This is a genomic window from Micrococcaceae bacterium Sec5.7, from assembly GCA_039636785.1.
In the GTDB taxonomy this organism is placed as follows: domain Bacteria; phylum Actinomycetota; class Actinomycetes; order Actinomycetales; family Micrococcaceae; genus Arthrobacter.
Genome location: CP144169.1, coordinates 1,707,850 through 1,733,878, shown reverse-complemented (window position 1 = coordinate 1,733,878; position 26,029 = coordinate 1,707,850). Strand labels below are relative to the sequence as shown.

Here is a 26,029-nt window from a genome sequence, read left to right as displayed (position 1 = left end):
GGACTCCCCCGACGCGGCTGCCGGCCCGGCTATCACAGGTACTGGCCGGTATTGGGCATGGTCTCGATGGACTTCCCTGGCTCCTGGCCTGCCTTGCCCTGGACAATGGTGCGGATATATGTGATCCGTTCGCCCTTCTTTCCTGAGATGCGGGCCCAGTCGTCCGGGTTAGTGGTGTTCGGCATGTCCTCGTGCTCACGGAATTCGTCCACTACGGCGCGCAGCAGGTGTTCAATCCGCAGGCCCTTCTGCTCCAGTGTGAGGAGATCTTTGATGGCGTACTTCTTGGCCCGGTCCACCACGTTCTGCACCACGGCCCCCGAGTTGAAGTCCTTGAAATACAGCATCTCGGTGTCGCCGTTGGCGTAGGTCACCTCCAGATACTCATTGGACTTTTCGGTGGAGTACATGGCTTCCACCGTGCGCTGGATCATGGCATCAACGGTGGCCTGGACATCACCGTTATGCTCGGCGAGATCGATCTCATGGAACGGAAGATCCGTGGTGATGTATTTGTTGAAGATGTCCGCCGCGGCCTCGGCGTCGGGCCGCTGGACCTTAACTTTGACATCGAGCCGGCCTGGCCGAAGGATGGCGGGGTCGATCATGTCCTCACGGTTGGAGGCGCCGATGACGATGACGTTGTCCAGGCGCTCCACGCCGTCGATCTCGCTGAGCAGCTGCGGCACGATGGTGGTTTCGACGTCGGATGAAATACCCGTGCCTCGCGTGCGGAAGAGTGAATCCATCTCGTCGAAGAACACCACTACGGGGCTGCCGTCAGATGCCTTTTCGCGGGCACGGGAAAAGATCAGCCGGATGTGGCGTTCGGTTTCGCCGACATACTTGTCAAGGAGTTCGGGACCCTTGATGTTCAGGAAGTAGCTCTTCAGGTCAACGTTCCCGGAACGCTCCGCTGCCCTGGCCGCCAGGGAATTTGCCACGGCCTTGGCGATGAGGGTTTTGCCGCAGCCCGGCGGGCCATACAGCAGGATGCCCTTGGGCGCCTTCAGCCCGTGCTCGCGGTAGAGATCCGGGTGCAGGAACGGCAGCTCCACGGCGTCCCTGATCTGTTCGATCTGAGGGCCCAAGCCACCGATGTCCTCATAGGTGATGTCCGGGACTTCCTCGAGCACCAGGTTCTCCACCTCGGACCGAGGAACCTTTTCCAGGGCGTAGCCGGTCCGCGAATCAATGGACAAGGCATCGCCCACGCGGAGTTTTTCGGCCAGCAGTGCGCCGGACAGCCTGATGACGCGTTCCTCATCGGCGCGCCCCACAACGAGTGCACGGTCCGTGCCGAGCATTTCCTTCAGGGTGACGAGTTCGCCCGCCCGCTCGTAGCCGAGTCCCGCCACCACAAGAAGTGCCTCGTTCAGCAGTACTTCCTGGCCCACCGCAAGCTGGTTCATGTTGACCAGCGGGCTGATTCCGACCCGCATCTTGCGTCCGGCGTTAAAGATGTCCAGCGACTCTTCCGTTGCGGCCTGGCCACTGCCGCCGGAGGACGGCAGCCGCTTCGGGTTCAGCTGCAGGACGGTGCCGAAGCTGTACGGCGGCTGCCCTTCCTGATCAAGCGCGCTCTTCAGCCGCAGGATCTCGGCCTTGGCCGTTTCCAGCATGCTGACGAGTTTGGTGTTGTTCTGCGTGGCCGCCGCCAGCTGCCGGTCAATGTGCCGGAGCTTGTCCCTGAGAATATTCACCTGCCGGTCCGCGACGGACAGTTCGTTTGCAGCTGCCTGCTCTGCCGGTGTTAGTCCGGAGTCGTTGTTCGGAGTCTCCATGATCCATCAGCCCCTTCCTGCGCTTCTCTTAAGACCTTAGCCCCAAGATGCCGGGTACTGCTGGAGACATCCGAAATGCGGACTAGTTCGTGATCTCCGGATCGTCCTTGACGTTGGTCCCGGCGATGGCATCCCGGGCTGCGCGGCGGAGCTTTTTGTCCGAGACGAGGCGTTCGCCAACAGCGCCGGGCGTCCAGGCGTTGACGTCTTCTTCGCTAAAGCCGGTCTTTGACGGGCGACGCTTTACTGAAATTCCGGTCACGCCGTCGGCCAGTCTGCGGGTCACCAGCAGGAAACCGGTGTGCGCCACCATACGGTGGTCCGGCCGGACAGCCAGGCCTTCGAGATGCCAACCACGGACCATGGATTCCCAGGCATCCGGCTCAGTGAACCGGCCGTCTGCGCGGATAGCCTCGGCAGTACGCGAAAGCTGCGTGACGGTAGCAACGTAGTTGATCCACACGCCGCCTGGCGCCAGCACAGTGGCTACTGCATCAAGGCACTCCCACGGAGCCAGCATGTCCAGCACAACGCGGTCCACGGATCCCGGCGCCTCGCTGCGGACAACTTCCTCCTGGAAGTCGCCAAGCGAAATCTTCCAGGCCGGGTGCGGACCGCCGAAGATGGTTTCCACATTGCCGCGGGCAATGTCTGCGAATTCCTCGCGCCGCTCGAAGGAGTGCAGATATCCGTTGTCGCCCACTGCCCGGAGCAGGCTGATTGAGAGGGCCCCGGAGCCCACCCCGGCTTCCACAACATGAGCGCCCGGGAAGATGTCCGCCATGGTGACAATCTGGCCTGCGTCCTTGGGGTAGACAACGGCAGCGCCGCGGGGCATGGACAGTACGAAGTCCGAAAGGAGCGGACGAAGGGTCTGGTACTGCTGGCCTACGTTGTTCACCACCACGGAACCGTCAGCCTTGCCGATGATTTCGTCATGGTTGAGGAACCCGCGGTGTGTGTGGAAAGCTCCACCAACTTCCAGGCTGATGGTATTCATGCGGCCGCGCTCGTCCGTCAGCTGGACCCGTTCGCCTTCGCGGAAGGGGCCCCGGCGCCTTGCAGCGCCCGCTGGCTGGTCAGCAGTGGCGGCCGCGGCGGCCGTGCCGGCTGCAGTGACTGCTGTGGTTCCGATGGCGGCAGATTCGCTGCTCATGAATTTTCCTCGCTCCTGTAAATCCTGTGTGGCCGTGCGCTGTGACCGGTTGCCGATATTTCACGACCGGCAGGTAACTCTACCCGTTATGACCCTGTGGGCGCCTACTGTCGCGGACACGCTTGCCGGTCATAGCAGTCACCACGGTTGACTGCCTCAGCAGTCCCGTGACCTTCCCGTTGTGGTCCACCACCGCGTATTCCTGACCGTCGAGCTGCGCAAGGTATTGGATGAGCTCCTGTCCCTTGGACCATTCCGGCACGTATGCCCCTGTTCCCAGAGAATATGAAACGGCTGTAACCGCCGTAGTTGCCGCGGCGGACGCGGGAACAGCGGCCACGGCGGCTGTGTCCACCAGACCCTGCGGCCGGCCATCGGGTCCGCAGAGCACAATCGCCGGAGTTCCGGCCGGTGCCAGGCGGAGGATGTCATCCACCGTGGCTGTTGAAGAAACGCCGACGGCGGCTTCGGCCAGGCCCGCTGCCGTGATCAGGGGGAGCCTGCTCCGCAGGCTGCCCTGCTGTATCGAGGCCGACGCGCCCATCCAGAGAAAACCGCCAACCAGGACCGTGATCAGCAGCAGACTGATATCCGGCGTATTGCCGTTGGCCAGGGGAAGGACGACAAACCAGACGCCCAGCGCGATGACGATGATCCGTCCGGCCCAGCCAGCAGCCACAGTCCCCTTCGCCTGGCTGCCTGTTGCTTTCCAGACCGCCGATTCAACAAGCCGTCCGCCGTCGAGTGGAAGCCCCGGCAGCACATTAAAAATGCCGATCAGCAGATTGGCCCACATAAAGATGTTGGTCAGGATGCCCGCCACGCCTGTCAACCCGGCCGTTGAAATGAAGAACCAGGCGCCCGCGGCGAGGACAAAGTTTGAGGCAGGGCCTGCCAGCGCCACCAGCACCGAGCGGCCAGGGGTGGCAGTGAAGTTTTCGAACTGCGTGTGGCCACCCCAAAGGTTCAGGACGATCTTCTCAGTTGGCCAGCCGTAAATCTTTGCAGTCAGGGCGTGCGCGAGCTCATGGACGAGGACCGAAATGAGAAGCAGCACAGCGTAGGCGAATGCCACGTAGTAGACGGCTATTCCAAGCTCTGGATAGTCCTGCCGGAGTACGGGGCCATAAACGATCACGGTGAACGCCGCGATGATGAACCAGGAGTAGGCCAGAATGACCGGGATTCCGGCGATTCTGCCGAGTGGAATACCTTCGCGGCGGCCCGTTCCATTGGAAGGGTGGCCGGATGAGGCGGGTTCAGTCAATTGGCTGGCTCCTCGACGTGGCGCTGTGCGGCCGGGCCGCCTGCGTGGGCCCCTGATGGGTGGGCTGCTGTTGCGTGTGTCCCTGCAGCGCGGGCACCGTTGCGGCGGGTCACCAGGGCCTCGAGGTCGGATACGCTCCGGCCCTCCAGAGAGTCCCAGGTGGTGCGGCGGGGATCATCGGGCAGCGGGACTATGTGCGGAATGGCGACGGTGACAACACCGGAGGCAACGGCGGCGGCCACACCGGGGACGGAGTCTTCAAGGGCAACGCAGTGATCAACGGTGAGCTCCGGATCCTCCTGGCGCAGCAGGGCAACGGCCCGGAGGTATGCCTCGGGATGTGGTTTTCCGTTGGACACGGTGTCTCCGGTGACCAGGAACTCGAAATACGGTTCGGGCAGACTGGCAACAATCTCCCCGGCCAGCGGCGCCTCGGACATGGTCACGAGTGCACAGCGGATGCCGGCTTTGTAGAGGCCGTCCAGCAGCTCACGGGCACCGGGCCGCCACGGCACGCTTCGGCGCACTTTGCCAATGACCTCTGTTGTCAGGGTGTCGATGATTTCGCGGATCTCCAGCTTTACGCCGGCTTCCTGGAGGACGCCGGCAGAGAACACCAGAGACTGGCCTACCAATTGCATGGCCTTTTCATACGACCACTCTCCGCCATGGGCGGCCACGAGGGAATGTTCGGCCGCGATCCAGTACGGCTCGGTATCAACAATGGTGCCGTCCATGTCCCAGAGAGCTGCTTTGAGTAAAGGCCGGGAAGCTGAGGATTGCATGCCCTCCAGTCTACGGCGCTCCCCTCCACAGGATGTCGGGGCTACGCCCTTGGCGAATATCCGGCGGAGACCGGGCCAATGCCCTGCCAACTGGAGGACTCGTGACGCTTCATTCAATGCGTTCCGCGGGTTCTTGGAAGTAGGGTGAAGGGATGAATAGCTTCGACGGAGACACCACCGGACCGGGTACGGCACCCGAACCGGACCGGTTGCTGCAGCCAGTGGCTGACGGGCAACGGATCACGGTAATGCTGGCTGCCTTTGAGGGCTGGAATGACGCCGGGGAAGCCGCAAGTGATTCTCTGCGCTATCTCAACAAGATGTGGGGCGGAAAGAAGGTCGCCTCCATCGATGCCGACGAATACTACGACTTCCAGTTCACCAGGCCCACCGTCCGCCGCACGGCGTCGGGTGAACGGAAAATCAAGTGGCCGTCCACCCGCATCTACAAAGCCAGTGCGCCGGACACCAACGTGGACGTCATTTTTGTGCAGGGTACAGAGCCGTCCTACAAATGGCGGGCCTATACGGCGGAGATGCTGGTCCATGCGGAAGCACTGAACGTGGACTACGTGATCCTCGTAGGTGCCCTCCTTGCAGACGTGCCGCACAGCCGCCCCATTCCCGTCAGCACCTCCACCGACGACAGCCAGCTGCGGGAACGGCTTAACCTGGAGGCGTCCCAGTATGAAGGGCCCGTGGGCATCGTGGGCGTGCTGTCCGAGGTTGCGCTTCTGGCGGGGATCCCCACAATCTCGCTCTGGGCAGCCGTGCCGCACTATGTGGCGCAGGCTCCATCCCCCAAGGCCCAGCTGGCCTTGCTGCACCGCATTGAGGAGTTGCTCCAGGTTCCGCTGGACACCCACGAACTGGTGGAGGAATCCGACGCTTGGGAACGTGGCGTGGACGAACTCGCCACGGAGGATCCGGAAATCGCGGCGTACGTCCGTCAGCTCGAAGAAGCCAAGGACACCGCGGATCTGCCGGAAGCCAGCGGTGAGTCCATCGCCCGCGAATTTGAGCGTTACCTCAAGCGCCGTGGCAAGGAAAAGCCCTGAGGTTCCGAGGCCGGTCTCCCAGGAGCCGGCTTTAGAGTTCGACGCCGAGCAGGGCGTTGACGGCGTCGCTCACCAGAGCCTGGTCCCCGGCGGGGAGTGTGCCGCCGCCGGCGTGTGCCTTTTCCGCCCAGCGGTCCACAGCCAGCAACGCCTCCGGCGCATTCAGGTCGTTTGAAAGCTCCTCGCGCAGTTGGGCCACGAGGGCGCCGGCTGTGCCTTCCGGGGCAATGGCCAGGGCCTGCCGCCAGTATTCGAGTCTGCCTTTGGCCTCGGCGAATCCCGCATCCGTCCAGGACCAGTCCGAGCGGTAGTGGTGTGCCAGTATGGCGAGCCGGATGGCGGCAGGTTCCTCGCCCGCGGCCCGGAGCTTCGAAACCAGAACAAGGTTTCCCTTGGACTTGCTCATCTTGTCGCCGCCGAGACCCACCATCCCGGCGTGCGCGTAGTGGTGTGCCAGCGGTACACCGGAGAGCGAATAGGCATGCCCTGCACCCATTTCGTGGTGCGGGAAAATGAGGTCTGAGCCACCGCCCTGGACCGTCAGCGGCGCTGGAAGGTATTTCTGCGCGATGACAGTACATTCGATGTGCCAGCCTGGCCGCCCCTCGCCCAGTTCGCCGCCGCCCCACCTGGGTTCGCCGTCCCGGGCCACACGCCACAGAAGCGGATCCAGGGCCTGGCGTTTTCCGGCTCGGCCGGGGTCCCCGCCGCGTTCGGCGAAGAGTTCGAGCATCTCGGTTTCAGCGAGTCCCGAAATGGAGCCCAGCGTCCATGCATCCGCATCGACTGAGTGCTTCCCAGCGGCCTCGACGTCGTAGTAGACATCGCCGTCGGGTTCGCCGGCTGTGCCCGCCACGCGATAGGCCAGGCCGAGGCGCACCAGCCGTTCGATCTCCGGCACGATCACGGGGATCGATTCGACAGCACCCACGTAGTGGTCCGGAGCAAGCACATTAAGTGCCTCCATGTCCGTGTGGAAGAGTTCTATCTGGCCCTCCGCCAGATCCCGCCAGTCCACGCCGGTGGCAGTAGCCCGTTCCAGCAACGGGTCATCGATGTCGGTCACGTTCTGCACGTAAGAGACATGCTGCCCGCCGTCACGCCACGCACGGTTCAGGAGGTCGAACGCGACGTAACTCGCGGCATGCCCCATGTGGGTTGCGTCATAAGGGGTGATTCCGCAGACATACATCGACTGTTCGCCGTTGGCCGGAAGGGTGACTGCACCGCCTTGGGAGGTGTCAAAAAGCCGGAGGGCGGGCATGCTGCCCGGCAATTCAGGAACAGGGCGGGATATCCAGGACTTCACAGCCCAAGCCTAGTGCTAGGCACTGATGACATTGAAACCGAGGAGCAGGTACAGCGCCAGGCCCAGGAAAATGCGGTACCAGACGAACACCCGGTAGCTCCTGGTGGAGACGAACTTCAGGAACCAGCCGATGATGACATAGCCCACCACAAAAGCAATCACTGTTGCCATTGCCGTCTCCGGGAGGCCGTACGGCCCGGTCAGCCCTTCCTTGGACAACACCTTGTACAGCTGATAGAGACCGCTTCCGAACACGGCCGGAATTGCCAGGAGGAAGGAGTAACGGGCCGCGGCTTCACGCGTGTACCCCATCAGCAGACCGGCAGTGATGGTTCCGCCGGAGCGGGATACACCCGGAATGAGTGCCATGGCCTGGGCCAGTCCGTAGTAAATGCCGTGCTTGTATGTCAGCTGGGTAAGATCCCGCTGCTGCTTGCCCACGGCGTCGGCGACGGCCAGGATCAGGCCGAAGACGATCAGCGTTGTTGCCACAAGCCACAGGCTGCGCAGCACCGATTCGATCTGGTCCTGGAAGAGCAGTCCCAGAACGATGATGGGCAGGCTGCCCAGAATCACCAGCCAGCCCATCCGTGCGTCGGGGTCCTGACGGGAGACTTTGCCGCGCAAAGAGCCGGCCCAGGCCCTGACGATCCGCACGATGTCCCGCCTGAAGTAAACGATCACCGCCGTCTCGGTCCCCAGCTGCGTTATGGCGGTAAAGGCGGCACCGGGATCGGAGGCGTTCGGAAGGAACTCCCCCACGATCCGCAGATGGGCACTCGATGAAATCGGGAGAAATTCGGTCAATCCCTGTACAAAGCCCAGCAGGGCCGCTTCAAACCAGTTCACGCTAAGACCCTACGTCATGGACCCCCCGGGATTCCCCGTAAGCTTGCTGCTATGCAGCAGCGTTACGTCGGCAACAGTGGATTGCGTGTCTCCGCCCTCTCCCTCGGCACCATGTCATGGGCCCGGGAAACAGATGAACAGGATGCCTCCGACCTGCTGCGGACGTTCGTTGATGCCGGCGGAACATTGATCGACACCGCTGCCTCGTACGCCGACGGCCAGGCCGAGGCGTTGTTGGGGAACATGCTGGGCGACGCCGTCTCCCGCACTGAAGTGGTGATCTCCACGAAAGCAGGGGTCTCGACGTCGGATGGCCGGCGGACGGTGGACACCTCGCGGAACGCGATGCTCTCCGGACTGGATGCCAGCCTCGCCCGGCTTGGGACTGACTACGTGGACATCTGGTTCGCGCACGCCTGGGACTCAAACGTGCCGCTGGAAGAGACATTGTCAGCACTGGAATTTGCGCTCCGCACGGGCCGTGCGCGTTACGCGGGAATCTCCAATTTCACCGGCTGGCAGACTGCCAAAGCTGCCGCGGTGGCTGGTTTTCCTCTGGTGGCCAGCCAGTCGGAATACTCCCTGCTGCATCGGAAGCCCGAAGGCGAGCTTATTCCGGCGATTGAAGATGCGGGGCTGGGGCTGATGGCGTGGGCGCCGCTGGGCCGCGGGGTGCTGAGCGGAAAGTACCGTGGCCATATCCCGTCCGACTCCCGGGCCGCGCACAACAGGCTTGCCACCTATGTGGAGCCCTATCTTGAGGATCCTGCCTCCCGGGTAGTGGAAGCAGTGGCCATGGCCGCGCGCGGGCTGGGCCGGACATCCCTGGATGTATCACTGAGCTGGCTGCTCTCGCAACACGGCGTGGCCACGGCAATTGTGGGGGCAAGAACCCCGGTGCAGCTCAAGGATATTCTGGACTCTCAACTGACACCGCTGCCGGCCGAGATATCCCGCGCCCTCGAGGACGTCTCCAGCCTTTCCTGACAGGCAGGCCCACAGGTATTGCCTGACGCGGGAACTCAGTCTTCGAGGATCTCCAGGTCCTCGTCTTCAACGTCCGCGTCATCCTCGTCATCCTCTTCGTCATCAAAGACCTGAAGAGGAGTCACTTCGCTATAGGCCTCATAGAGTGAGTCCTCATAGACTTCGAACGCATCTGCAACGGCAAAAAACGCCGCTTCCACCGCGGGATCCCCCTCGCCACGGCGGGCAGAAGCTGCCACCAGATGTTCTTCCAGTGCGGAGGTCAGGGACTGAAGCGCGACACGCGGATCGATGCTCATGAGTTCACGTTAGCCGGAAAAGGACGAAAATGGAGAGCAATGAAGGAACAATTTCTCACCAGCTCGGTCCTGCGGGAACGGGATTACCTGAGGCAGTACGAGTATCTGGTACTGACGGTCAGTCCTGACGATTCGCTGCCCGATGCGCGCAGACGCATTGTGGAACATTCTGAATACGGCAAGTGGGAGCTTGAACGCAGCCGGATCTATGTGGGCGGCGGAAGGCGCTTCTGGCTGCGGAGAAGGGTTACCCAGGTCCGGAGGACCGTCTGACTCGCCAGTCCGGTGGGACTGCCTGAATTTTTCTAGCTTTCCAACGGTCCCAGCCATGCGTTGGCAACGGTGTTGTGCGCCGATTCGTCGTCGGACGGGTGGAACATTCCGGCCAGCACGTCCCGATACAGCCTCTCGAGTTCCGCACCCTGATAGTAGCTGGAGCCGCCGGATACCCTGATGGCCAGGTCAACCACACGGCGAGCCGTCTCGGTGGCGTGGATCTTCAGCCCGACAAGTCTCGGAAACCACTGCGGTCCGTGGTCCGCCAGCTCATCCACGTCCCGGGAGACTTCAGCCAGCTGCGGGTAGAGCGAGTCCATGGCCATGGCGGCCTTGGCCACTTTCCACCGGATGTCCGGATCCTGGGCGTAGCTGCGCCCGCCGTTTTTGAACGATGTCCGTCGTTTCACAGCCTCCACTCCCAGCGCGAGGGCGCGTTCACCGATGCCTGAGTAGACGGCGGCGAGCAGGGTTTCAAAACAAGAAAAGACAGCGAAGATCAGCGGATCCTGATTCGGCCCAACCGGCAGCTTGCGGAATACCCTCTCAGCGGGCACCACAACGCCCTTCAGCACAGTGGTGTTCGATTGGCTCGCCCGCATGCCCAGGGTGTTCCAGTCATCCAGGATTTCGTAGCCCGGAGCGTCGCGGGCGATGAAGCCGTGCACCAACTCCCCCTCGCCGTTACGTCCTGCACTGTCCTTGCCGAAGATCCCCAGCCGGGTCCAGGCCGGGGACAGGCTCGTGAAGATTTTGGTTCCGGTGAAGCTATAGCTGCCATCCGGACGAGCCGTGGCGTCGGTGCGGGAGTCAAAGAGCACGGAGTCGTTTCCTGCTTCGGAATTCCCGAACGCGAAGATCTCGCCCCTGCCTGCCTCCTCCAACACAAAATCAAGGGAGTGATCTCCCCTTGCCGCGAGCACGTGCGCGACGCCGGTCCAGACCAAATGCATGTTGATGGCCAGTGCGGTGGCCGGGGCTGCCGTCGCCAGTCTGCGCTGAAAGCCGGCGGCCGCTGCGAGACCGAGCCCCAGTCCGCCGTCGGCTACCGGAACAAAAATCTTCAGGTAACCCGCGTCCGCAAGCTCCGCGAGATCCTCGTGGAAGAAGGAGTTGTCACGGTCATAACCCGCGGCCCTGCCGCGGATCCGTTCCAACAAGGCGTCAGGAAGCAGCTCTTCCGGCGTCACTGACTGGCCCGATCAGTAGTTGGTAAGCAGGGTATTGAGCACCCTGGCACCGAATTTGAGGGAATCCGCGGGGACCCGCTCGTCCACGCCATGGAACATGCCCGTGAAGTCGAGGTCGTCCGGCAGAAGCAGCGGCGCAAAGCCGTAACCGGTGATCCCGAGCTTGCTGAGGGCTTTGTTGTCGGTTCCGCCGGACAGCGTATAAGGAAGCACCCGGGCGCCCGGATCCTCCGAGTGGAGCGCATCAATCATGGAGTCCACCAAATTGCCCGCGAACGGAACCTCCAGGGAGACGTCCTGGTGGACGTAGCTGACGTCCACACCGGCGCCCGCAAGTTCGCGGACGATTTCCAGCACCTGGTCCTGCTGACCTGGAAGAGTCCGGCAATCCACCAGTGCCTCGGCCGACTCGGGGATGACATTGTGCTTGTAGCCGCCCTTGAGCAGAGTGGGATTAGCGGTGTTCTGGAGCGTGGCGCCGACAAAACGGGCTACCGTGCCCAGCTCCTTCAGGATCTTCTCCGGGTCATCGGGATCGAACTCAACGCCTGTCAGCTCTGTGACGCCGTCCAGGAACTGCCGTGTGGTGGGCGTCAGTTCAATTGGCCATTTGTATTCGCCGATCCGGGTTACGGCGCCGGCCAGCCGCGTTACTGCGTTGTCCGTGTTGATCTGCGAGCCATGGCCGGCCCGGCCATGGGCGACCAGCCGGAGCCAGGAGATGCCCTTTTCCGCCGTCTGCAGCAGGTAGGTCCGTTGTCCGCCAATAGTGGCCGAAAATCCGCCCACCTCCGAAATTGCCTCGGTGGCGCCCTCGAAAATATCCTGCCGGTTCTTCACCGCGTACTGGGAACCGTGGGTGCCGCCGGCCTCCTCGTCAGCGAAAAAGGCAAAAATAATGTCCCGCTTGGGCTTGCGTCCGGTACGGGCAAAATTGCGCATAACAGACAGGATCATTGCGTCCATGTCCTTCATGTCCACAGCACCGCGGCCCCAGATCAGGCCATCCTTCAGCTCTGCACCGAAGGGATCCACAGACCATTGTTCCTTCAGCGCCGGGACAACATCCAGGTGTCCGTGGACCACCAGGGCACTGGCCGAAGGATCCTCACCTGCGAGCCTGGTAACGACGCTGGCGCGGCCTGGTCCGGACTCGAAAATTTCAGCGTCCAGCCCCACCTCAGCAATCAGTCCCGCCGTGTACTCCGCGGCAGCCCGCTCGCCGGGACCTGAGCCGTCTCCGAAGTTGGACGTATCAATCCGGATGAGCTCCTGGCAGATCCGGACAACTTCATCCTCGGGCCGGATGTCAGACATTATTCACTCCTGGTGCACTGGGGAAGACAGTTCAGGACCAGAGCCGGTCCGTGTAGGTTCAGCCTACCCACTCGCCACGATTCCATCTTTCCGCAAAGTTCGTGTTAGAGTTTTTCTCGCTGCTTCGGAGAAAAGCGAACCGCTGAAAGGCGCAAGTCGTGGTCCGAAATACCACCTGCGCGGGTGGCGGAATGGCAGACGCGCTAGCTTGAGGTGCTAGTCCTCGAAAGGGGGTGGGGGTTCAAGTCCCCCTCCGCGCACAAAGGGAAACCCCTAGAATCCAAGGATTCTAGGGGTTTTTTTGTGTCTTCAACCATGGGATGGGCGTTTTCACCACACGTACCCTCAGATACGCTACCCGTCACCGGTTCGACGCATAGTGATGGTCGTCGCATACATAGAACCAGGGGAACGAAAAGACGGCACGATTACGCACCGGTGGATTGACCCGGACACCGATGCGCGTAGAACCCCGAAGATGGACTCAAAGAAAAGCGCGAATTTCCTCCTCACAGTCCTCAAAGCCCATGCCTGCAGCAACGCTGAGTCGGCGCTGGACAACGCCAGGGACTACTTCGCGGGCGCGGCTATGCGGTGTCTCGCCTCACAGGTGGAGTTTCGAGACATGGTGACCTGGATCATCAGCACGCCGCGGCTGCTTGTTGGCGGCTACGCTCGCACGGCCATCGGCAGGCATGGGTGCTCCGCTGACGCCACGGTATTCGGCGTTCGGTGCGGTTCACGCCCGGCTAGCAGTTCGGCATTTTTTGGCGGGCGTGTCGTACAGACTCGGGGTCCGGGCGTCGATCCGTCCCTCGGCGTCGGTGGTCATGGGCGCAGTGTACGTCAGCTACTTGACATGCCAAGGGACTGGGTCGAGTACTTGGCATGTCAAGTACGTCCCCGCCATCTAAGGAGCAGATATGGACGCCAAGCCCTACGGAGTTGTGCACTTCTTCGCAGGAGGAACCCAGGAGCAGTACGAGGCATCGATTGCCGCGGTTCACCCAGGCGATGGGCGCTTGCCTGACGGCCAGACCTTCCACGCGGCGGGCGCTTCCGCCGGTGGCTGGACGATCATGGCCGTCCACAATTCGAAGGAGAGCTGGGAACAGTTCCGCGACAGCATCCTCCTTCCACGGATGCAGCAGGGCATCGAGGGTGGATTCGCATCGCCCCCTGAAGAGACTGTCTTCGAGGTGTACAAGATCGTTTCCTAGCGGTACGGAGCGGTATGGGAGGCCGCCCGAGTGGTCTGGGCGGCGGCCTCCCCTGCGCTTGTCGGCTTCGGTGCAGAAGCTTGTCCGCGCCCGGCACGACTTCAGATATGACAGTCTGTTCACGCCGACCGGTACGGGCCGGCCCAAGGAGGTTACTGATGATCACTGCAACGATGGTCGTGGCGACGATTCCGGTCACGGACCTGGATCGCGCGAAAAAGTTCTACGGCGACACCGTCGGCCTGACGTTCCTGTGGGAGACCCCAGTCGCCGTCCGGTACCGCTGCGGGTCCGTCAGCGAGATCTCCGTCTTCAAGCGCCCGCCCATCGCGACCGAGCACACCCTTGCCCACTTCGAGGTGGATGACATCGAGGCCGTGGTCCAGGACTTGGCCGCCAGGGGCGTCGAGTTCCTCGACTACGCCGAAGGTCCCCTCGCCACCACGGGCCACATCGCTCAGCTCGGTCCCGCGCGCGCCGCGTGGTTCCGCGATCCCGACGGCAACACCCTCGGGCTCCGACAGGGTTAGTTCGACGCCCTCGTCGCGTCACCCCGACGAGCCGCCACAGGTCAACGGGGGCTTCTGGTGTCGACCGCGACTCGGCTATGTCGGTTCGCATTTTTGCTGCCGTCATCGTTCCGATAGTGGAACCTTGAGTGGGCATTTAATCTGGCGCTCGACTTGAACGCCGGCCTGGTCGAGACAACCCCCGTCGCGACAAATCTGGGCTCAGGCGGCTCACGGCGATGACGGGTTCTCCCGACCGCTTGACCACCAAATGCTTCGGCCCCTGCGGGAAGCCCCCGCGCCTACGACGTCGTCGACGATCCGGAAGTCGAAGAGACTGAATGCACGGCCCAGCATCGCGATTGTATTGAGGCGTTGCCCACGTACTGCCACACTCTATCCATTCGTTCGGGTTGCCCTCATGACAAGCACCCCTCATCGAGGCGGGACGCTGCATTCGACGAAAGAGTCGCGCATGACACTCAAGATTGTCGGCGCGGTGTGTGGACTCGCGTGGGCGTCCAGCCTCCGCGGATACATGGCCGAGGTCGCCGGTGCAGGCTTGACGGTGGACCGGCTCGGCACGTTCGGTCTCATTCTCCTTCCCGGCGCGGTCGCGGGCGCGCTCCTGGGGTGGTCCGAGTACCTCCGGAGGTCCGGCGGTGCTCGCGGCTGGCGCTGGCTCGCACTCGCGCCCCTCGCTTTCCTCGCGGTGTTCGCGAGCCCGGACGCGATCGTCGCGCTCGTGACGACGGGGAACGGCGGCGGCGCCGTAGAGGTGGTGCTGGTCGGGATACTCGGCGGCTACGCGCTCTCCAGCCGAGAGCCGACCTGGGCGCGCGTCGTCTGGCATCGTCGCACTCGCCATCGTTCCTGGGCCGTCCAGTTCTTCTCGCTCCTCGCAGTGCTCGCGCTGGCGAGTGCGATTCCGCACCGGAAGGTCATCGCCGCCTGATCCGAGCCGCTCCCAAGCTTGGCTCCTGCCTCGCCGCCCGCCGATCGGAACAACTACATCGAATTCCCGTATCGCACCCTCTCGAATCCCATGCGGCCGTGAGCGCCGCGCTCAATGCCGGGGCCGCCGTCTCGATCACCGCCCGGATGAACCGCACATCAAACGGGCCATCGCGGGCATTGCCGAGGCCGCATGGATCCCGATCCAAGACACCAACGCGGACTGTGACGAGGCCACCGGACAATGGATCTCGGCCGTGGAGGTCGCCGAAGCCCCTTCGCCGCGTTCCCCTCCGAGAGCAAATCCCGGCAGGCGCCCGGGAGCCTGATCGTGCGCAGGATTCCGGAACTAAATCCGCAAGAGAGTACCGGGCAGGAGACGCTCTTTGCTACCCACCGGTTCCATACATTCTTCACCACCGCGCCGGCCGGGAACTCGATAGCCTGGCGGCGGACAAAACCCATCGCGGAAATGCCACTATCGAGCAGATTAGTGCTGATCTGAAGGACGGTGACCTGGCCCACCTGCCGTCCGGGAACGGCGAACGCCGCCTGGCTGGTCCTGTCCGTGATGGCGTTCAATCTCACAGACCTCTTCGAAAAGACCGGTCACGGGGCAGGGAGGCCGATCATTTCCTGCTGCCGTGACAGCATTTTCACGGAATCCGCCGAAAATCGCAGACCCTCAATCAGCGGCCCGGTGGAGCAAGGCTAAGTGAGGCGGTTGCGGACGATCTCGCTGACAGCCTTGCCGTGGAAGCGGCCGGCGACCTTGGCGGTGACAGGCTTCATCACTGCGCCCAACTGCCGCATCGTGAGTTCCTGGCCGTCGGCCCTCAGGTCCGCAATGGCCTCGTCGACGATGGTCTCAACCTCAGCCTCAGTCAGCGGCTTCGGCAGGTATGCCTCGATGATCTGTGCTTCGGCAATTTCCGACACGGCACGGTCTGTCTCTCCGGCCTTGGTGTAGATGCCGGCGGTGTCGCGGCGTTTGGCGGCTTCCTTCTGCAGCAGGGCCGTCACTTGTGCGTCGTTCAGCTCAACCGGCGTCCTGCCGGACTTCTCGCGGGTTTCAATCTCGCCCAGCACATTACGCACCGTGGTGAGTGCGACCTTGTTGCGGTCCTTCATGTGGATGACGACGTCAGCGTGCAGGCGTTCCTTCAGGGTAGTCATGGTTCTCCCCGCTCCTTGATGTGTTCCTCATGTGCGTATCCCGTGCACCCCTGCCGCACTTCCCGGAAGGGAATCGACCACGCCCCGGAACCAGGTCCAGCCACAGCACGATCACTTTCAGTCTAACCGGGAGGTCATGGTCAGAGTCCCATCGGTCACGGGATGCGCACCGTCGACCTGAATGCCCCGTCAATGACGTGTAGCCGGGTCGGCATCCCACTATGCGCACCTTGGTGGTGCCGTAGCGGTGCTGCGGAGACCTCCGGCGCGGATGCCTCGAGAACACCGGACAGGGCGTGATCGACTTCTCGGGCGGGTGTAAGTTCAAGCAACAACGGCACTTCGCGCGTCTTCCCAAGCGACTTTGAAGAAGTTCGCACGCCTGGCCTCGCTCATGGGTGGCGTGGTTGGAACAACGGATAATCCTCATCGTTCAGTGGAACAAAAATGCCCTGTTTCGTTTGTCGTAAATTATGTCCCGAGCGAACGCCATTCCCGCGCTAGCCTTGATCCCTATGGCTGACTACGAAACTTTTCGGATGCTCCTCGAAGACGAACGCGCGCGCAAACTTGCGTTGTTGCCTGCGCTGCGGGAGGACATACGCTCGGCAAGCGCGGCCCGGCGGGATTCAAATGTCGACGACGAACACGATCCGGAAGGTGCCACGATCGCCTTTGAGCTATCCCAGGCCTCAGCATTGCTGGAGCAGAGCAGAGCCGGACTCGTGCAGGTCGAAGGGGCCCTTGCACGGATTGCCGACGGCAGTTATGGAAATTGCGCTGTGTGCGGCGAATCCATTGCGGAGGGGAGGCTGGAGGCGAGGCCCTGGACTCCCTACTGTCTGGTTCATGCAAAAGGCAAAGCATGACTGACCTGTTCCGGGGGCTGTGGGAAAAGATCATCTCAGGCTTCGGCCAGGCTGGGGTCCCCGAGGTGTCAGTCGGCGAGCTGGCCCTGGTGGTTCTGATCGCCACGGTGCTATCAATCCCGCGGGCGACTTGGAAGTACTTCGGTCTTATGGCCACGGTGACCCATGAGCTCGGTCACGCGTTCGCCGCCCTGATGAGCGGTCAGCGGCTGGGCGGCATCAAGCTCAGGCTGGATCATTCCGGCACCACCACGTCTTTCAGCCGGGGCCGGCTCCCTGCCGTCTGGTCCGGATTCTGGGGTTATCCGGTCCCTGCCGTGACTGGCGCAGCCTTGGTGTGGTCCGGTTTCAATGGCTGGGGTCCTGCCGCCATGTCAGTGGGAACCCTGATTCTGCTTGCAGCCCTCGTGTTCATCAGAAACGCCATCGGGTTGCTGATCATGCTGGCGGCGGCCATTGTTGCCGCCGCGCTGGTTCTGTTTGTTCCGGCGGAACTGACCGGCCACGTGGTGATCATCTTGGGGCTTGCCTTCCTAGGACGCTGCTGATTAATCCGGCACTTTAAGGCGCGCCTCCGGGCGGATTCCCGGGGATGGTTAAGACTTGGTGTATGCAGGGTCGCGATGATGGTCAACGTCAGCTTTTGGATGCCGATGCCCTGGCCGGGCATATGCTCCCGGCCGGGTCGGTGTTCAGGTTCCTCGCCGAGAACCGGCACGAGTTGTTCCCGGACGATGCGTTCGCGGACCTGTTCGCCTCCGGCCGCGGCCGCCCGTCGACCCCGGCGGACGTGATCGCTTCGGTCATGGTCCTGCAGACCCTCCATAATCTCTCCGACCGCGAAACCGCCGAGGCATTGACCTTTGACCTGCGGTGGAAGGCGGCGTGCGGGTTCGGCCTGGATCAGGGCGCGTTCCACCCGACGGTGTTGACGTATTGGCGCCGGCGCCTGGCGAAAAGTGACCGTCCGCACCGTATCTTCGAGGCCGTCACGGAGGTCATCGCCGGCTCGGGTGCGCTTTCCGGACGCAGGCGCCGGGCCATTGATTCAACAATCCTTGAGGACGCGGTGGCCCGGCAGGACACGGTCACCCAGTTGATCGCGCAGATCCGCCGGGTCGGCCGGGAAATCCCCGGCGCGGACCTGGTGGTAGCGGGTCTGAGCGGCCATGATTACGCCAAGCCCGGGAAACCCGACATCGCCTGGGATGACAGGGGTGCCCGGGATGATCTCGTGTCCGCGCTGGTCGCCGACGCCCTGACCCTGCTGAGCAGTATCGATGCCGAATCCCTGGACGATGCGCAGCAGGAAACGGTCGCACTCCTGGCCTTGGTCGCCGGACAGGACGTCGAACCGGCCGAAGGGTCCGACGGCACGGACGGGCGGTGGAGAATCGCCCGCAAGGTCGCCCCGGACCGGGTCATTTCCACGGTTGACCCGGAAGCCCGGCACGCGCATAAGAGCCGGCAGAAGAAGATCGACGGGTTCAAAAGCCACATCGTGATAGAGCCCGAGACCGGCCTGGTCACCGCCGCGGCCCTGACGAAAGCGGCCGGCGCGGACAACAGCGACGCGGCCCGCGGTGCCGAACTCATTGCCGCCGACACCAGCATCGGAACCGGGCAGGTCGACGTTTTGGGTGATTCAGCGTATGGCAGCGGCGATTTGCTGGCCGCTGTCACTGCCGCCGGCCATACCCCGATCATCAAACCGATGCCACTGGGCCGTGCCGTCCCCGACGGTTTCACTGTCGATGACTTCAGCATCGACGAGAGCGCGAAAACCGTGACCTGCCCGGCGAAGATCACCCGTGCGATCAGTGCGAAAGGACGGGTAAGTTTTGGTGGAGCCTGCGCATCGTGCCCGCTGATGAGCCGGTGCACGACGGCGAAGAACGGGCGGAAAATGCAGATCCACCCCCACGACCGGCTCCGCCGTGAACACCGGGCCAAGGCTACTGACCCGGAGTTCCTGGCGGACTACCGGCAACACCGGCCCATGGTCGAACGCTCGATCGCGTGGATGACCCGCGGAGCCAGACGCGTCCCTTACCGCGGGGTCACCAAGAATAATGCCTGGTGGATGACCCATGCTGCCGCAATCAACCTCAAACGACTCCTCAACCTCGGATTGACCGGCCGGAACGGGACGTGGGCACTTGGATAACACCCCGGACCAGGACCGCCACGCAGAGACCGGCCCGAACGGCGGCCAGAAGCCCCGCGGAGCGCCCAAGACTGGCGACGGACCAGGATTTCAGCCCCGCAGGGCCCCAACCGACGTCCGGCTCCGGCAAAAAAATGGCCCTCCGGAATACCCGGGCGTCATAGATCCGCCTAAATCAGCAGGCTCCTAGTGGCCGCCGTCCGGGACCTCGGGAAGCTGGTGCACGTCCATCTCAGACGAAGGGATCAGCTGCCGACGTCCGATGCCTACCTGCTGTACAGGGCCACGTCCATCCCCTCCGTCGTATGGATCGCACTCTTTGCGGGCCTTGTAGCAGGGTCATGGTTTGTAGCCTGGCAACCGATCTCCCGGATTCTGGCCACTGCAACATAGGCCCGGAGCATGAGCCGGGATCCCAGCAGCACGGTAGCAAGCGCCACGGAACCCAGCGCCGTAGAACACGGCGACGTAGGGGCCCGGCTCCCCGTTGCTCTATCCGGAACACCTGCCCGAAGAGATCGATTCGGTCCACAAACGAGTCTCCACTGAGGTGAACAACGGCGTGTACCGTTGCGGCTTTGCCGGTTCGAGGAGGCCTACGATGCCGCGTATCTCCGCCTTTGGACCGCCCTCGGCTGGCTGGAGGGGCGGCTATCACCGCAGCACTACTACATCGCGCATCAGGACATCAATCCCCGCCGGGATCTTCCCGCAGGGCCCCGATCTCCGGGGCTGGCTGACACCCCGCGGCAGGAAGTCCCTCGGCGGCAGGCCATTCGGCGGTGGACCTCGCCGGGGTCACGTGAAGCCGGGGAGGAAATCTTGCCCGGAGACGGAGCGGAATGGGCGCACTGCCCCGCCTTCGGAGCCACTAGGGTTGATCCATGCTAATTTCCCAGGGATCTGTTTTGCACGGCTATGACAAGGTCAGGGAGCTGTTTGAGTCTTTCCTCCTCGAGGACCCGGACTACAGCGCGCAGCTTGCCGTCTACCGGAACGGCGTCAAAGTGCTGGACCTGAGCGGCGGCCCGCACATCGCGGCCGATTCGATCACGGGCGCTTACTCGTGCTCCAAGGGTGTCGCCGCCATGGTGGTTGGTCTGCTGGTCCAGGACGGCCTGCTGGATCTTGACCGGACGGTGACCCACTATTGGCCCGAATTCGGCGTGCACGGAAAGGACCGGCTCACAGTCCGCGGGGCGTTGTCCCACCAGGCTGGCCTGCTCGGTGTGGAGGGCGGCTTTGCCCTCGAAGAATTCACCACCGCCGCAGCGGCTGCCAGGCTGGCCGCTGCCGAGCCGCTGTGGCGCCCTGGGAACGCATTTGGCTATCATGCACTCACCATCGGGATACTGATGGAGGAACTGTGCCGGCGCACTACAGGTGACACCCTGCAGAACATCTATGATCAGCAGATCCGACAGCCGTACCGCGTCGACTTCTTCCTGGGTCTCCCCGAAGACCAGGAACCCCGGTACAGGGCCGTGATGTACGACGACGACCCCCTCCAGCCGTGGCAGGATCCGCTGGGTCTGGACGGACTTAACGGCAACGCCGCCGTAAGCACCGTTATGGAGCTTCCCAATCAACGTGCCATCCGTGCGGGTGGCATGAGCAGCGCGGGAGGGGTGGGATCGGCCGACGGGCTCGCCCGTGCCTACGCCGCCGCCACAACCGGCGTCGACGGCCTTGCACCACTCCTGACAGGGGAGACCATCCGAATCATGGCCCAGGAACAGGTGTGGGGCCTGGACCGGACGTCCGGCCTGGACAACGCCTTTGCCGTGGTGTTCATGAAACCGCATCCGTCCAGGAATTTCGGCAGCCACCGGGCATTCGGGCACGAGGGCGCCAACGCCGCTCTCGGGTTTGCCGATCCCGCCTACGGCCTGGGGTTCGGCTATATTCCGCAACGGCAGGAGGAGGGCCGGACCCCTGGTCGTGCGCACCGTCTGGCAGCTGCCGTGCGGCAGTCTTCCAGCGTCTTGTCGTAGTGATGTCCTGGCCCTGGGGTGGGCGGGATGCCAGCGGTGGGCACGGGCCAGCAACCCGGCCGGCTTTCGCCCGACAGCTCCTGAAGGCACAAACGCGGGCCTGTCAGCTGCCTTCGCCTGGTCAAGGCTGCAGCTTGCCGCCAAAGGAGCGCTGGCCGCAGGCCTTGCATTTCTCATTGCGCCACTGATGCCAGGCTCGGCGGCGGAGTATCCCTACTATGCCCCACTTGGCGCGCTGGTTTCGATGTACCACAACGTAGCCGGGTCGGTCGGACAGGGTCTGCAGACTTTGCTGGGCCCGGCCTTGGGAATAGGCCTGGCGTTTCTCCTGGTAAGCATCAGCGATCCCTCCCCGTTGACGGTCGCCGTGGTCATGGGCCTGGGGGTACTTCTTGCGGGATTGCCCGGAATCGGTTCGGGCCGGGACTGGATTCCGACGGCGGCCCTGCTGGTATTGCTGACAGGCGGCAGCAACCCGGAAGATTCCTCCTTCGGGTACCTCGTCCAGATGGATGGGCGTTGCTGTGGGAATAACGTGAACTTATTGGTCTTCCCGCCACTGCACTTCAACGCGGCGGCGGTCAGCCTGGCTGAACTCCGGCTGGCTCTGGCGCGGCAGCTGGCGGACATGGCCGCGGCGCTCAAAGAGAAATGGCCGCCGGAGCACGAGGACTGGTCGCGCCTTTCTGAAAATCTCGCGGAGGCGGCACGCACGGTCCGGGAGGCCGTCAACGAAGCCGATGCCAGCCGCCGGGCCAATCCGCGCCGCCGCTTCCATCCCCGGGATGTGGATCTTGACTACCAGAACCTCCGCGAGCTGGAACGCGTGACTTTCCACATCCAGGACATGACCGATGTCTTATCCGACGTCATCTGGGAGGACAACGCACCGTAAGTCATAGCGTTCCGGGACAGCGGGCCGCTCGCTGAGGCAACGGCTGCGGTAGGCCGAGTCCTTAAATCGTTCCACGATGGGGACCTTGTGACGCAGCGCCAGCTGTTCGCCGACGCCGAAGCGTCCGTAGCAGCCGCAATAGCGGGCACAGCCGGCGCAAGACAGGACGATGCCGCTGCGAGCGCGGCGGAATCCATTCTGCTGAGTCTGCACCGGATACTCCGTGTGGTCCGGCCTGCTGGCTAGGGGACGGCAAAGAGCGCGAAGCGATATGGGCGGCCACCCAAAAGGGTGAGCGCCCGCCGTCGTACGCCCTTTTTGCCCGGGATGCCATGAATCTGCCGGCAGCTACAGAGCAGCGACCGAGCCGCTGAAGTGCCGGCGGCCGGACCGCGGATTCCAGGCGACATAGTCGGAACGGCGCCACGCCCCGCCTTCCGGCTGGACGGTAGTGATGTCCAGGGCGACGCGGGCCGGCAGGAAAACCGGTGCTTCGAAGGAGACCTCCCAAATGAAGGAATCGCCCTTGGCCGCCCCCACATCCGCCAGGGCCCTGGATGCCAGGTACATTCCGTGCGCGATAGAGCGGCGCATACCCAATGCCTTGGCCGACAGCACGCTGAGGTGGATCGGATTGAAGTCTCCCGAGACAGCTGCGTAGGCGCGGCCCGTGTCCACCCCCAGATGCCAGAGCGCCGTGGGATCCGGGGCCCTGAATGCCACGGGCTCAACAGGAGACGAAGGCTTGTCTATGCCCGGCACGAACACACCCTTGGCGAGGTAGGTGGAGGTCCCCCGCCAGCGGATAGCGGTGTTTCCCGAGCCGCGGACCTCGGCAATGACGTCCAGCTGGGTTCCCGCGCGGTGCCCCCGCAGGTTCTCTGCCCAGGCAGTGACATCCAGTGCTTCAGTGAACAACACTGGACTGTGCTGCTCCACCCGGTTTTTCAGGTGGATCATGCCCAGCAGCGGCAGCGGAAAGTCATCGCGGTTCATAACGCTCATGGCTACCGGAAAAGCCAGTGCATGGATAAAGCCGGCCGGGAGGATATCGCTTCCTGTTTCTCCGATCAGGTGCTGGTAGGCCGTGAGGTTTCCCACTCCGGCCTGCACGCCCCTGACTTCGTGGGATGCAACGGGCAACGTGTCACCGGCACTGGATCCCAGCACACGACGCCGGGCGGCTGCTGCGGCGGCGTTCACGTACAGCTTTGACAGCGACGGCATCTCTCCCAGGATGACGGGGGGAACGCCGGTCATGCCCCGACCAGGTTCTGTCCGCAGACCCGCAGCACCTCGCCGGAGATGCCTCCGGCGGCGTCGCTGGCCAGGAAGGCGATGGCTTCGGCCACATCCCCGGGCTGCCCGCCCTGTTGCAGCGAGTTGAGCCTGCGGGCAATTTCGCGGGTGGCGAAGGGAATCCGGGCCGTCATCTCTGTTTCGATGAAACCCGGCGCCACTGCGTTGATGGAGCCTCCGTGGGCTGCCAGCAGCGGCGCCGTGGCGCGGACCATGCCCATCACGCCGCTCTTGGAGGCGGCATAATTGGTCTGCCCGCGGTTGCCGGCGATGCCGCTAGTGGACGCAACCGACACAATGCGGGGTGCGTCCCGGAAGTGCTCCGATGCCAGCAGCGCGTTGTTGATCCGGAGCTGCGCGGCAATGTTAACAGCGATCACCGAGCTCCACCGGCCCTGGTCCATGTTGGCGAGAAGCCTGTCCCGCGTAATCCCGGCGTTGTGAATGACGATGTCCAGGCGGCCGTGTCTTTCAACTGCGTGGTCGATGATCCGCCGGCCCGCATCTTCCCTGCTGATGTCCAGCTGAAGTGCGGTTCCCCGGACTTCGTTGGCGACCTCGGCGAGGTGGTCCCCTGCCCCGGGAATGTCGACGACGATCAGTGTGGCACCGTCGCGGTATAGAGTCCGCGCGATCGCGGCACCGATCCCACGTGCGGCACCCGTAACAACGGCGACTTTGCCGGCGAGGGGCTTCTCGACGTCGTCGGGCAGCTTTCCTTCGGCCGAGGTTACGGTAAGGAACTGGCCATCGACAAAAGCGGAACGGCCGGACAGGAAGAACCTCAGCGCGCCCAAAACACTGGGACTCGTGGTGATCACATCCTCAGCCAGGACAATCCCGTTCCCCGTGGCGCCGGAACGGAGCTCCTTCGCCAGCGAGCGCAGCAGGCCATCCACCCCCTGACGTGCAGCCGCAGCCGCCGGTGTGCCGGCGGCGCCTGACTCATGTGAAATAGTGACCACTCTCGCATTGGAGGCGAGGTCCCGCAGTGACGATGCAGCAGACAGGACAGGCTTTTCCAGGTCCTCGGGGCTGGCCAGCTCGTCCAGGACCAGGATGATGGCGCCGAGTCTTTCCTTGGGTACTGCGTGGCGGCGTACATCGAGATCCCAGGACAGGAGCGTTGCTGCGAGCCTGTCTGCGCCGTCGGTGGAGCCCTGGATCAGGATGGGGCCGGTGATGAGCGGCTGCCCTGGCTTGTGGCGGCGAAGCACGACGGGCTGCGGAAGTCCCAGTTTTCTGGCGATGTCCCTGCCAAAGCCCCCGCTCACAAAGTGGGTGTATTTGTCTGTCATCCGGTCCCCCTAGTGTGATTCGAGAATTGCGGCGACGCCCTGGCCGCCGGCGGCGCAGATGGAGATGAGGCCGCGTGCCGGGCGTCCATCAACCTGGCCCCTGGCATGAAGCATTTTGGCCAGCGAGGCCACGATGCGGCCGCCGGTGGCCGCAAAAGGGTGTCCCGCCGCCAGGGACGAGCCATTGACGTTCAGCTTGGCACGGTCAATGCTGCCAAAAGCCCCGTCCAGGCCCAGACGGGTGCGGCCGAACGCCTCGTCTTCCCAGGCGGCCAGGGTGCTCAGCACGGTGCCTGCGAAGGCTTCGTGGATTTCGAAGAAGTCGATGTCGTCGAGGGTCAGGCCGTTTCGGGCCAACAGGCGCGGCACCGCGAAGGCCGGTGCCATCAGCAGTCCGTCCTTGCCGTGGACGAAGTCCACCGACGCCGCTTCACCGTCCAACACGGTGGCCAGTTTGGGAAGATCATGGGCATCCGCCCACTCTTCGGAGGCCAGCAGCACGGTGGCAGCGCCGTCGGTGAGCGGAGTAGAGTTGCCGGCCGTCATAGTGGCCTCTGCGCCGAGGTTCTTGCCGAAGACAGGCTTGAGTGTGGCCAGTTTTTCCATAGTGGTGTCGGCACGGAGGTTGGAGTCCTTGCTGAGGCCGCGGTATGGGGTCAGGAGGTCATCAAAGAAACCCGCGTCGAAGGCGGCTGCCAGGTTGTGGTGGCTGTCGCAGGCCAGTTCGTCCTGAGCCTCGCGGGTGATCTTCCACTGGGCAGTGGTGAGTGCCTGATGCTCCCCCATGGACAGCCCGGTGCGTGGCTCACCCGTGTTGGGGGCATCCGGCGCAAGGTCCTTCGGCCGAAGCCGGCTGAGGATCTGCAGGCGCTGCGGGAGTGTTTTGGCCCGGTTCAGGTCCAGGAGCACCTCGCGGAGTCCTTCGCTGACGGCGATGGGGGCGTCCGATGCCGAGTCGACGCCCCCGGCGATGGCGGAATCGATCTGGCCCAGTTTGATCTTGTTGGCCATTCCAAGAACCGTCTCCAGCCCGGTGGCGCACGCCTGCTGCAGGTCGTAGGCAGGGGTTTCCGCAGAGAGTGCAGAGCCCAGAACTGCCTCACGGGTGAGGTTGAAGTCCCGGGAGTGCTTGAGGACAGCGCCCGCGGCCACCTCGCCGATCCGCTCCTCCTGAAGCCCGAAACGGGCGATGAGGCCATCCAGCGCTGCCGTAAGCATGTCCTGGTTCGAAGACTTGGTGTATGCCCCTCCGGTCCGGGCAAACGGGATCCTGTTGCCACCCACCACCACTGCCTTGCGAATCTGCCGTGCAGGCTGGTGTGCGGCTGTTTCCTCTGGTCCGGTTTCGGACTGTCCGTTTACGGACATGTG

24 protein-coding genes, 1 tRNA gene and 3 pseudogenes are annotated in these 26,029 nt (G+C 63.5%); 15 read left to right on the top strand and 13 right to left on the bottom strand.

Translation table 11 applies throughout. From position 1 onward, the window contains the following. Positions 1–32 precede the first annotated feature (32 nt). The 4 genes from arc to V3C33_08220 all read right to left on the bottom strand — a co-directional run bounded on the left by arc (position 33) and on the right by V3C33_08220 (position 4,992). The gene (gene arc / locus V3C33_08235; GenBank protein ID XAS69226.1) at positions 33–1,784 is read right to left on the bottom strand and encodes a proteasome ATPase; all 1,752 of its coding nucleotides are present in this window, start codon (positions 1,782–1,784) and stop codon (positions 33–35) included. 82 nt (positions 1,785–1,866) lie between these two features. Beyond that, positions 1,867–2,940 (bottom strand): tRNA (adenine-N1)-methyltransferase, encoded by a 1,074-nt coding sequence (locus V3C33_08230; GenBank protein XAS69225.1) that lies wholly within the window; start codon positions 2,938–2,940, stop codon positions 1,867–1,869. A gap of 79 nt (positions 2,941–3,019) precedes the next feature. Continuing rightward, a complete protein-coding gene (locus V3C33_08225; GenBank protein XAS69224.1) occupies positions 3,020–4,207 on the bottom strand; it encodes a site-2 protease family protein in 1,188 nt (395 codons plus the stop codon). Continuing rightward, positions 4,204–4,992 carry an HAD family phosphatase gene (locus tag V3C33_08220; protein ID XAS69223.1) on the bottom strand — a complete coding sequence of 263 codons (789 nt, stop codon included), beginning with the start codon at positions 4,990–4,992 and terminating at the stop codon, positions 4,204–4,206. The genes V3C33_08225 and V3C33_08220 overlap by 4 nt, the downstream gene beginning before the upstream one ends. Positions 4,993–5,144: 152 nt before the next feature. Between V3C33_08220 and V3C33_08215 the strand changes: the two genes are divergently transcribed. Further along, a complete protein-coding gene (locus V3C33_08215; GenBank protein ID XAS69222.1) occupies positions 5,145–6,050 on the top strand; it encodes a PAC2 family protein in 906 nt (301 codons plus the stop codon). 31 nt (positions 6,051–6,081) lie between these two features. On the opposite strand, the gene mshC is transcribed toward V3C33_08215, so the two are convergent. Continuing rightward, positions 6,082–7,359: a cysteine--1-D-myo-inosityl 2-amino-2-deoxy-alpha-D-glucopyranoside ligase gene (gene mshC, locus V3C33_08210; protein XAS69221.1), complete on the bottom strand. Its 1,278-nt coding sequence runs from the start codon at positions 7,357–7,359 to the stop codon at positions 6,082–6,084. A 15-nt stretch (positions 7,360–7,374) separates the two neighbouring features. Next, on the bottom strand, positions 7,375–8,208 hold the full coding sequence (locus V3C33_08205) for an undecaprenyl-diphosphate phosphatase (GenBank protein ID XAS69220.1): 834 nt from the start codon (positions 8,206–8,208) through the stop codon (positions 7,375–7,377). A 51-nt stretch (positions 8,209–8,259) separates the two neighbouring features. Here V3C33_08205 and V3C33_08200 point away from each other — a divergent pair, with 51 nt between their 5' ends. After that, positions 8,260–9,195: an aldo/keto reductase gene (locus V3C33_08200; GenBank protein XAS69219.1), complete on the top strand. Its 936-nt coding sequence runs from the start codon at positions 8,260–8,262 to the stop codon at positions 9,193–9,195. A 35-nt stretch (positions 9,196–9,230) separates the two neighbouring features. On the opposite strand, the gene V3C33_08195 is transcribed toward V3C33_08200, so the two are convergent. After that, positions 9,231–9,494, bottom strand: a complete 264-nt coding sequence (locus V3C33_08195; protein XAS69218.1) for a hypothetical protein — start codon at positions 9,492–9,494, stop codon at positions 9,231–9,233. A 39-nt stretch (positions 9,495–9,533) separates the two neighbouring features. Between V3C33_08195 and V3C33_08190 the strand changes: the two genes are divergently transcribed. Beyond that, positions 9,534–9,767: a DUF5703 family protein gene (locus tag V3C33_08190; GenBank protein XAS69217.1), complete on the top strand. Its 234-nt coding sequence runs from the start codon at positions 9,534–9,536 to the stop codon at positions 9,765–9,767. A gap of 32 nt (positions 9,768–9,799) precedes the next feature. On the opposite strand, the gene V3C33_08185 is transcribed toward V3C33_08190, so the two are convergent. Next, a complete protein-coding gene (locus V3C33_08185) occupies positions 9,800–10,960 on the bottom strand; it encodes an acyl-CoA dehydrogenase family protein (protein ID XAS69216.1) in 1,161 nt (386 codons plus the stop codon). A gap of 12 nt (positions 10,961–10,972) precedes the next feature. Next, on the bottom strand, positions 10,973–12,277 hold the full coding sequence (locus tag V3C33_08180) for a M20/M25/M40 family metallo-hydrolase (protein ID XAS69215.1): 1,305 nt from the start codon (positions 12,275–12,277) through the stop codon (positions 10,973–10,975). Between the two features lie 177 nt (positions 12,278–12,454). Between V3C33_08180 and V3C33_08175 the strand changes: the two genes are divergently transcribed. From V3C33_08175 to V3C33_08155, 5 genes and pseudogenes are all read left to right on the top strand, one after another. After that, positions 12,455–12,537: transfer RNA gene (locus V3C33_08175), tRNA-Leu, on the top strand. A gap of 663 nt (positions 12,538–13,200) precedes the next feature. Further along, the gene (locus V3C33_08170; GenBank protein ID XAS69214.1) at positions 13,201–13,497 is read left to right on the top strand and encodes a hypothetical protein; all 297 of its coding nucleotides are present in this window, start codon (positions 13,201–13,203) and stop codon (positions 13,495–13,497) included. Positions 13,498–13,655: 158 nt separating this feature from the next. Then, positions 13,656–14,027: a VOC family protein gene (locus V3C33_08165; GenBank protein ID XAS69213.1), complete on the top strand. Its 372-nt coding sequence runs from the start codon at positions 13,656–13,658 to the stop codon at positions 14,025–14,027. A 454-nt stretch (positions 14,028–14,481) separates the two neighbouring features. Next, the gene (locus V3C33_08160; GenBank protein ID XAS69212.1) at positions 14,482–14,961 is read left to right on the top strand and encodes a hypothetical protein; all 480 of its coding nucleotides are present in this window, start codon (positions 14,482–14,484) and stop codon (positions 14,959–14,961) included. Positions 14,962–15,059: 98 nt separating this feature from the next. Continuing rightward, a pseudogene (locus V3C33_08155) lies at positions 15,060–15,549 on the top strand (IS1380 family transposase). Between the two features lie 122 nt (positions 15,550–15,671). On the opposite strand, the gene V3C33_08150 reads toward V3C33_08155, so the two are convergent. Beyond that, positions 15,672–16,136, bottom strand: a complete 465-nt coding sequence (locus V3C33_08150; protein ID XAS69211.1) for a GatB/YqeY domain-containing protein — start codon at positions 16,134–16,136, stop codon at positions 15,672–15,674. Positions 16,137–16,651: 515 nt separating this feature from the next. Here V3C33_08150 and V3C33_08145 point away from each other — a divergent pair. The 7 genes and pseudogenes from V3C33_08145 to V3C33_08115 all read left to right on the top strand — a co-directional run bounded on the left by V3C33_08145 (position 16,652) and on the right by V3C33_08115 (position 22,061). Next, positions 16,652–17,005, top strand: coding sequence for a TraR/DksA C4-type zinc finger protein (locus V3C33_08145; GenBank protein ID XAS69210.1), 354 nt, complete (start codon positions 16,652–16,654; stop codon positions 17,003–17,005). After that, positions 17,002–17,553, top strand: coding sequence for a M50 family metallopeptidase (locus V3C33_08140; GenBank protein ID XAS69209.1), 552 nt, complete (start codon positions 17,002–17,004; stop codon positions 17,551–17,553). Before V3C33_08145 ends, V3C33_08140 begins: the two co-directional genes overlap by 4 nt. 62 nt (positions 17,554–17,615) lie before the next feature. Further along, positions 17,616–19,172 (top strand): IS1182 family transposase, encoded by a 1,557-nt coding sequence (locus V3C33_08135; GenBank protein ID XAS69208.1) that lies wholly within the window; start codon positions 17,616–17,618, stop codon positions 19,170–19,172. A 183-nt stretch (positions 19,173–19,355) separates the two neighbouring features. Continuing rightward, positions 19,356–19,565: pseudogene (locus V3C33_08130) on the top strand (M50 family peptidase). A gap of 91 nt (positions 19,566–19,656) precedes the next feature. Further along, a pseudogene (locus tag V3C33_08125) lies at positions 19,657–20,063 on the top strand (hypothetical protein). Next, the gene (locus V3C33_08120; GenBank protein ID XAS69207.1) at positions 20,057–21,166 is read left to right on the top strand and encodes a serine hydrolase domain-containing protein; all 1,110 of its coding nucleotides are present in this window, start codon (positions 20,057–20,059) and stop codon (positions 21,164–21,166) included. Before V3C33_08125 ends, V3C33_08120 begins: the two are co-directional and overlap by 7 nt. A 244-nt stretch (positions 21,167–21,410) precedes the next feature. Beyond that, the gene (locus V3C33_08115; GenBank protein ID XAS69206.1) at positions 21,411–22,061 is read left to right on the top strand and encodes a hypothetical protein; all 651 of its coding nucleotides are present in this window, start codon (positions 21,411–21,413) and stop codon (positions 22,059–22,061) included. 348 nt (positions 22,062–22,409) lie between these two features. On the opposite strand, the gene V3C33_08110 is transcribed toward V3C33_08115, so the two are convergent. Genes V3C33_08110 through V3C33_08100 form a run of 3 tightly spaced genes read right to left on the bottom strand, consistent with a single transcriptional unit; the run spans position 22,410 to position 26,026 of the window. After that, a complete protein-coding gene (locus V3C33_08110) occupies positions 22,410–23,321 on the bottom strand; it encodes a MaoC/PaaZ C-terminal domain-containing protein (GenBank protein ID XAS69205.1) in 912 nt (303 codons plus the stop codon). Beyond that, positions 23,318–24,658 carry a 3-oxoacyl-ACP reductase gene (locus V3C33_08105; protein XAS69204.1) on the bottom strand — a complete coding sequence of 447 codons (1,341 nt, stop codon included), beginning with the start codon at positions 24,656–24,658 and terminating at the stop codon, positions 23,318–23,320. Before V3C33_08105 ends, V3C33_08110 begins: the two co-directional genes overlap by 4 nt. A 9-nt stretch (positions 24,659–24,667) precedes the next feature. Continuing rightward, a complete protein-coding gene (locus tag V3C33_08100) occupies positions 24,668–26,026 on the bottom strand; it encodes an acetyl-CoA C-acetyltransferase (protein ID XAS69203.1) in 1,359 nt (452 codons plus the stop codon). Positions 26,027–26,029: the final 3 nt, after the last annotated feature.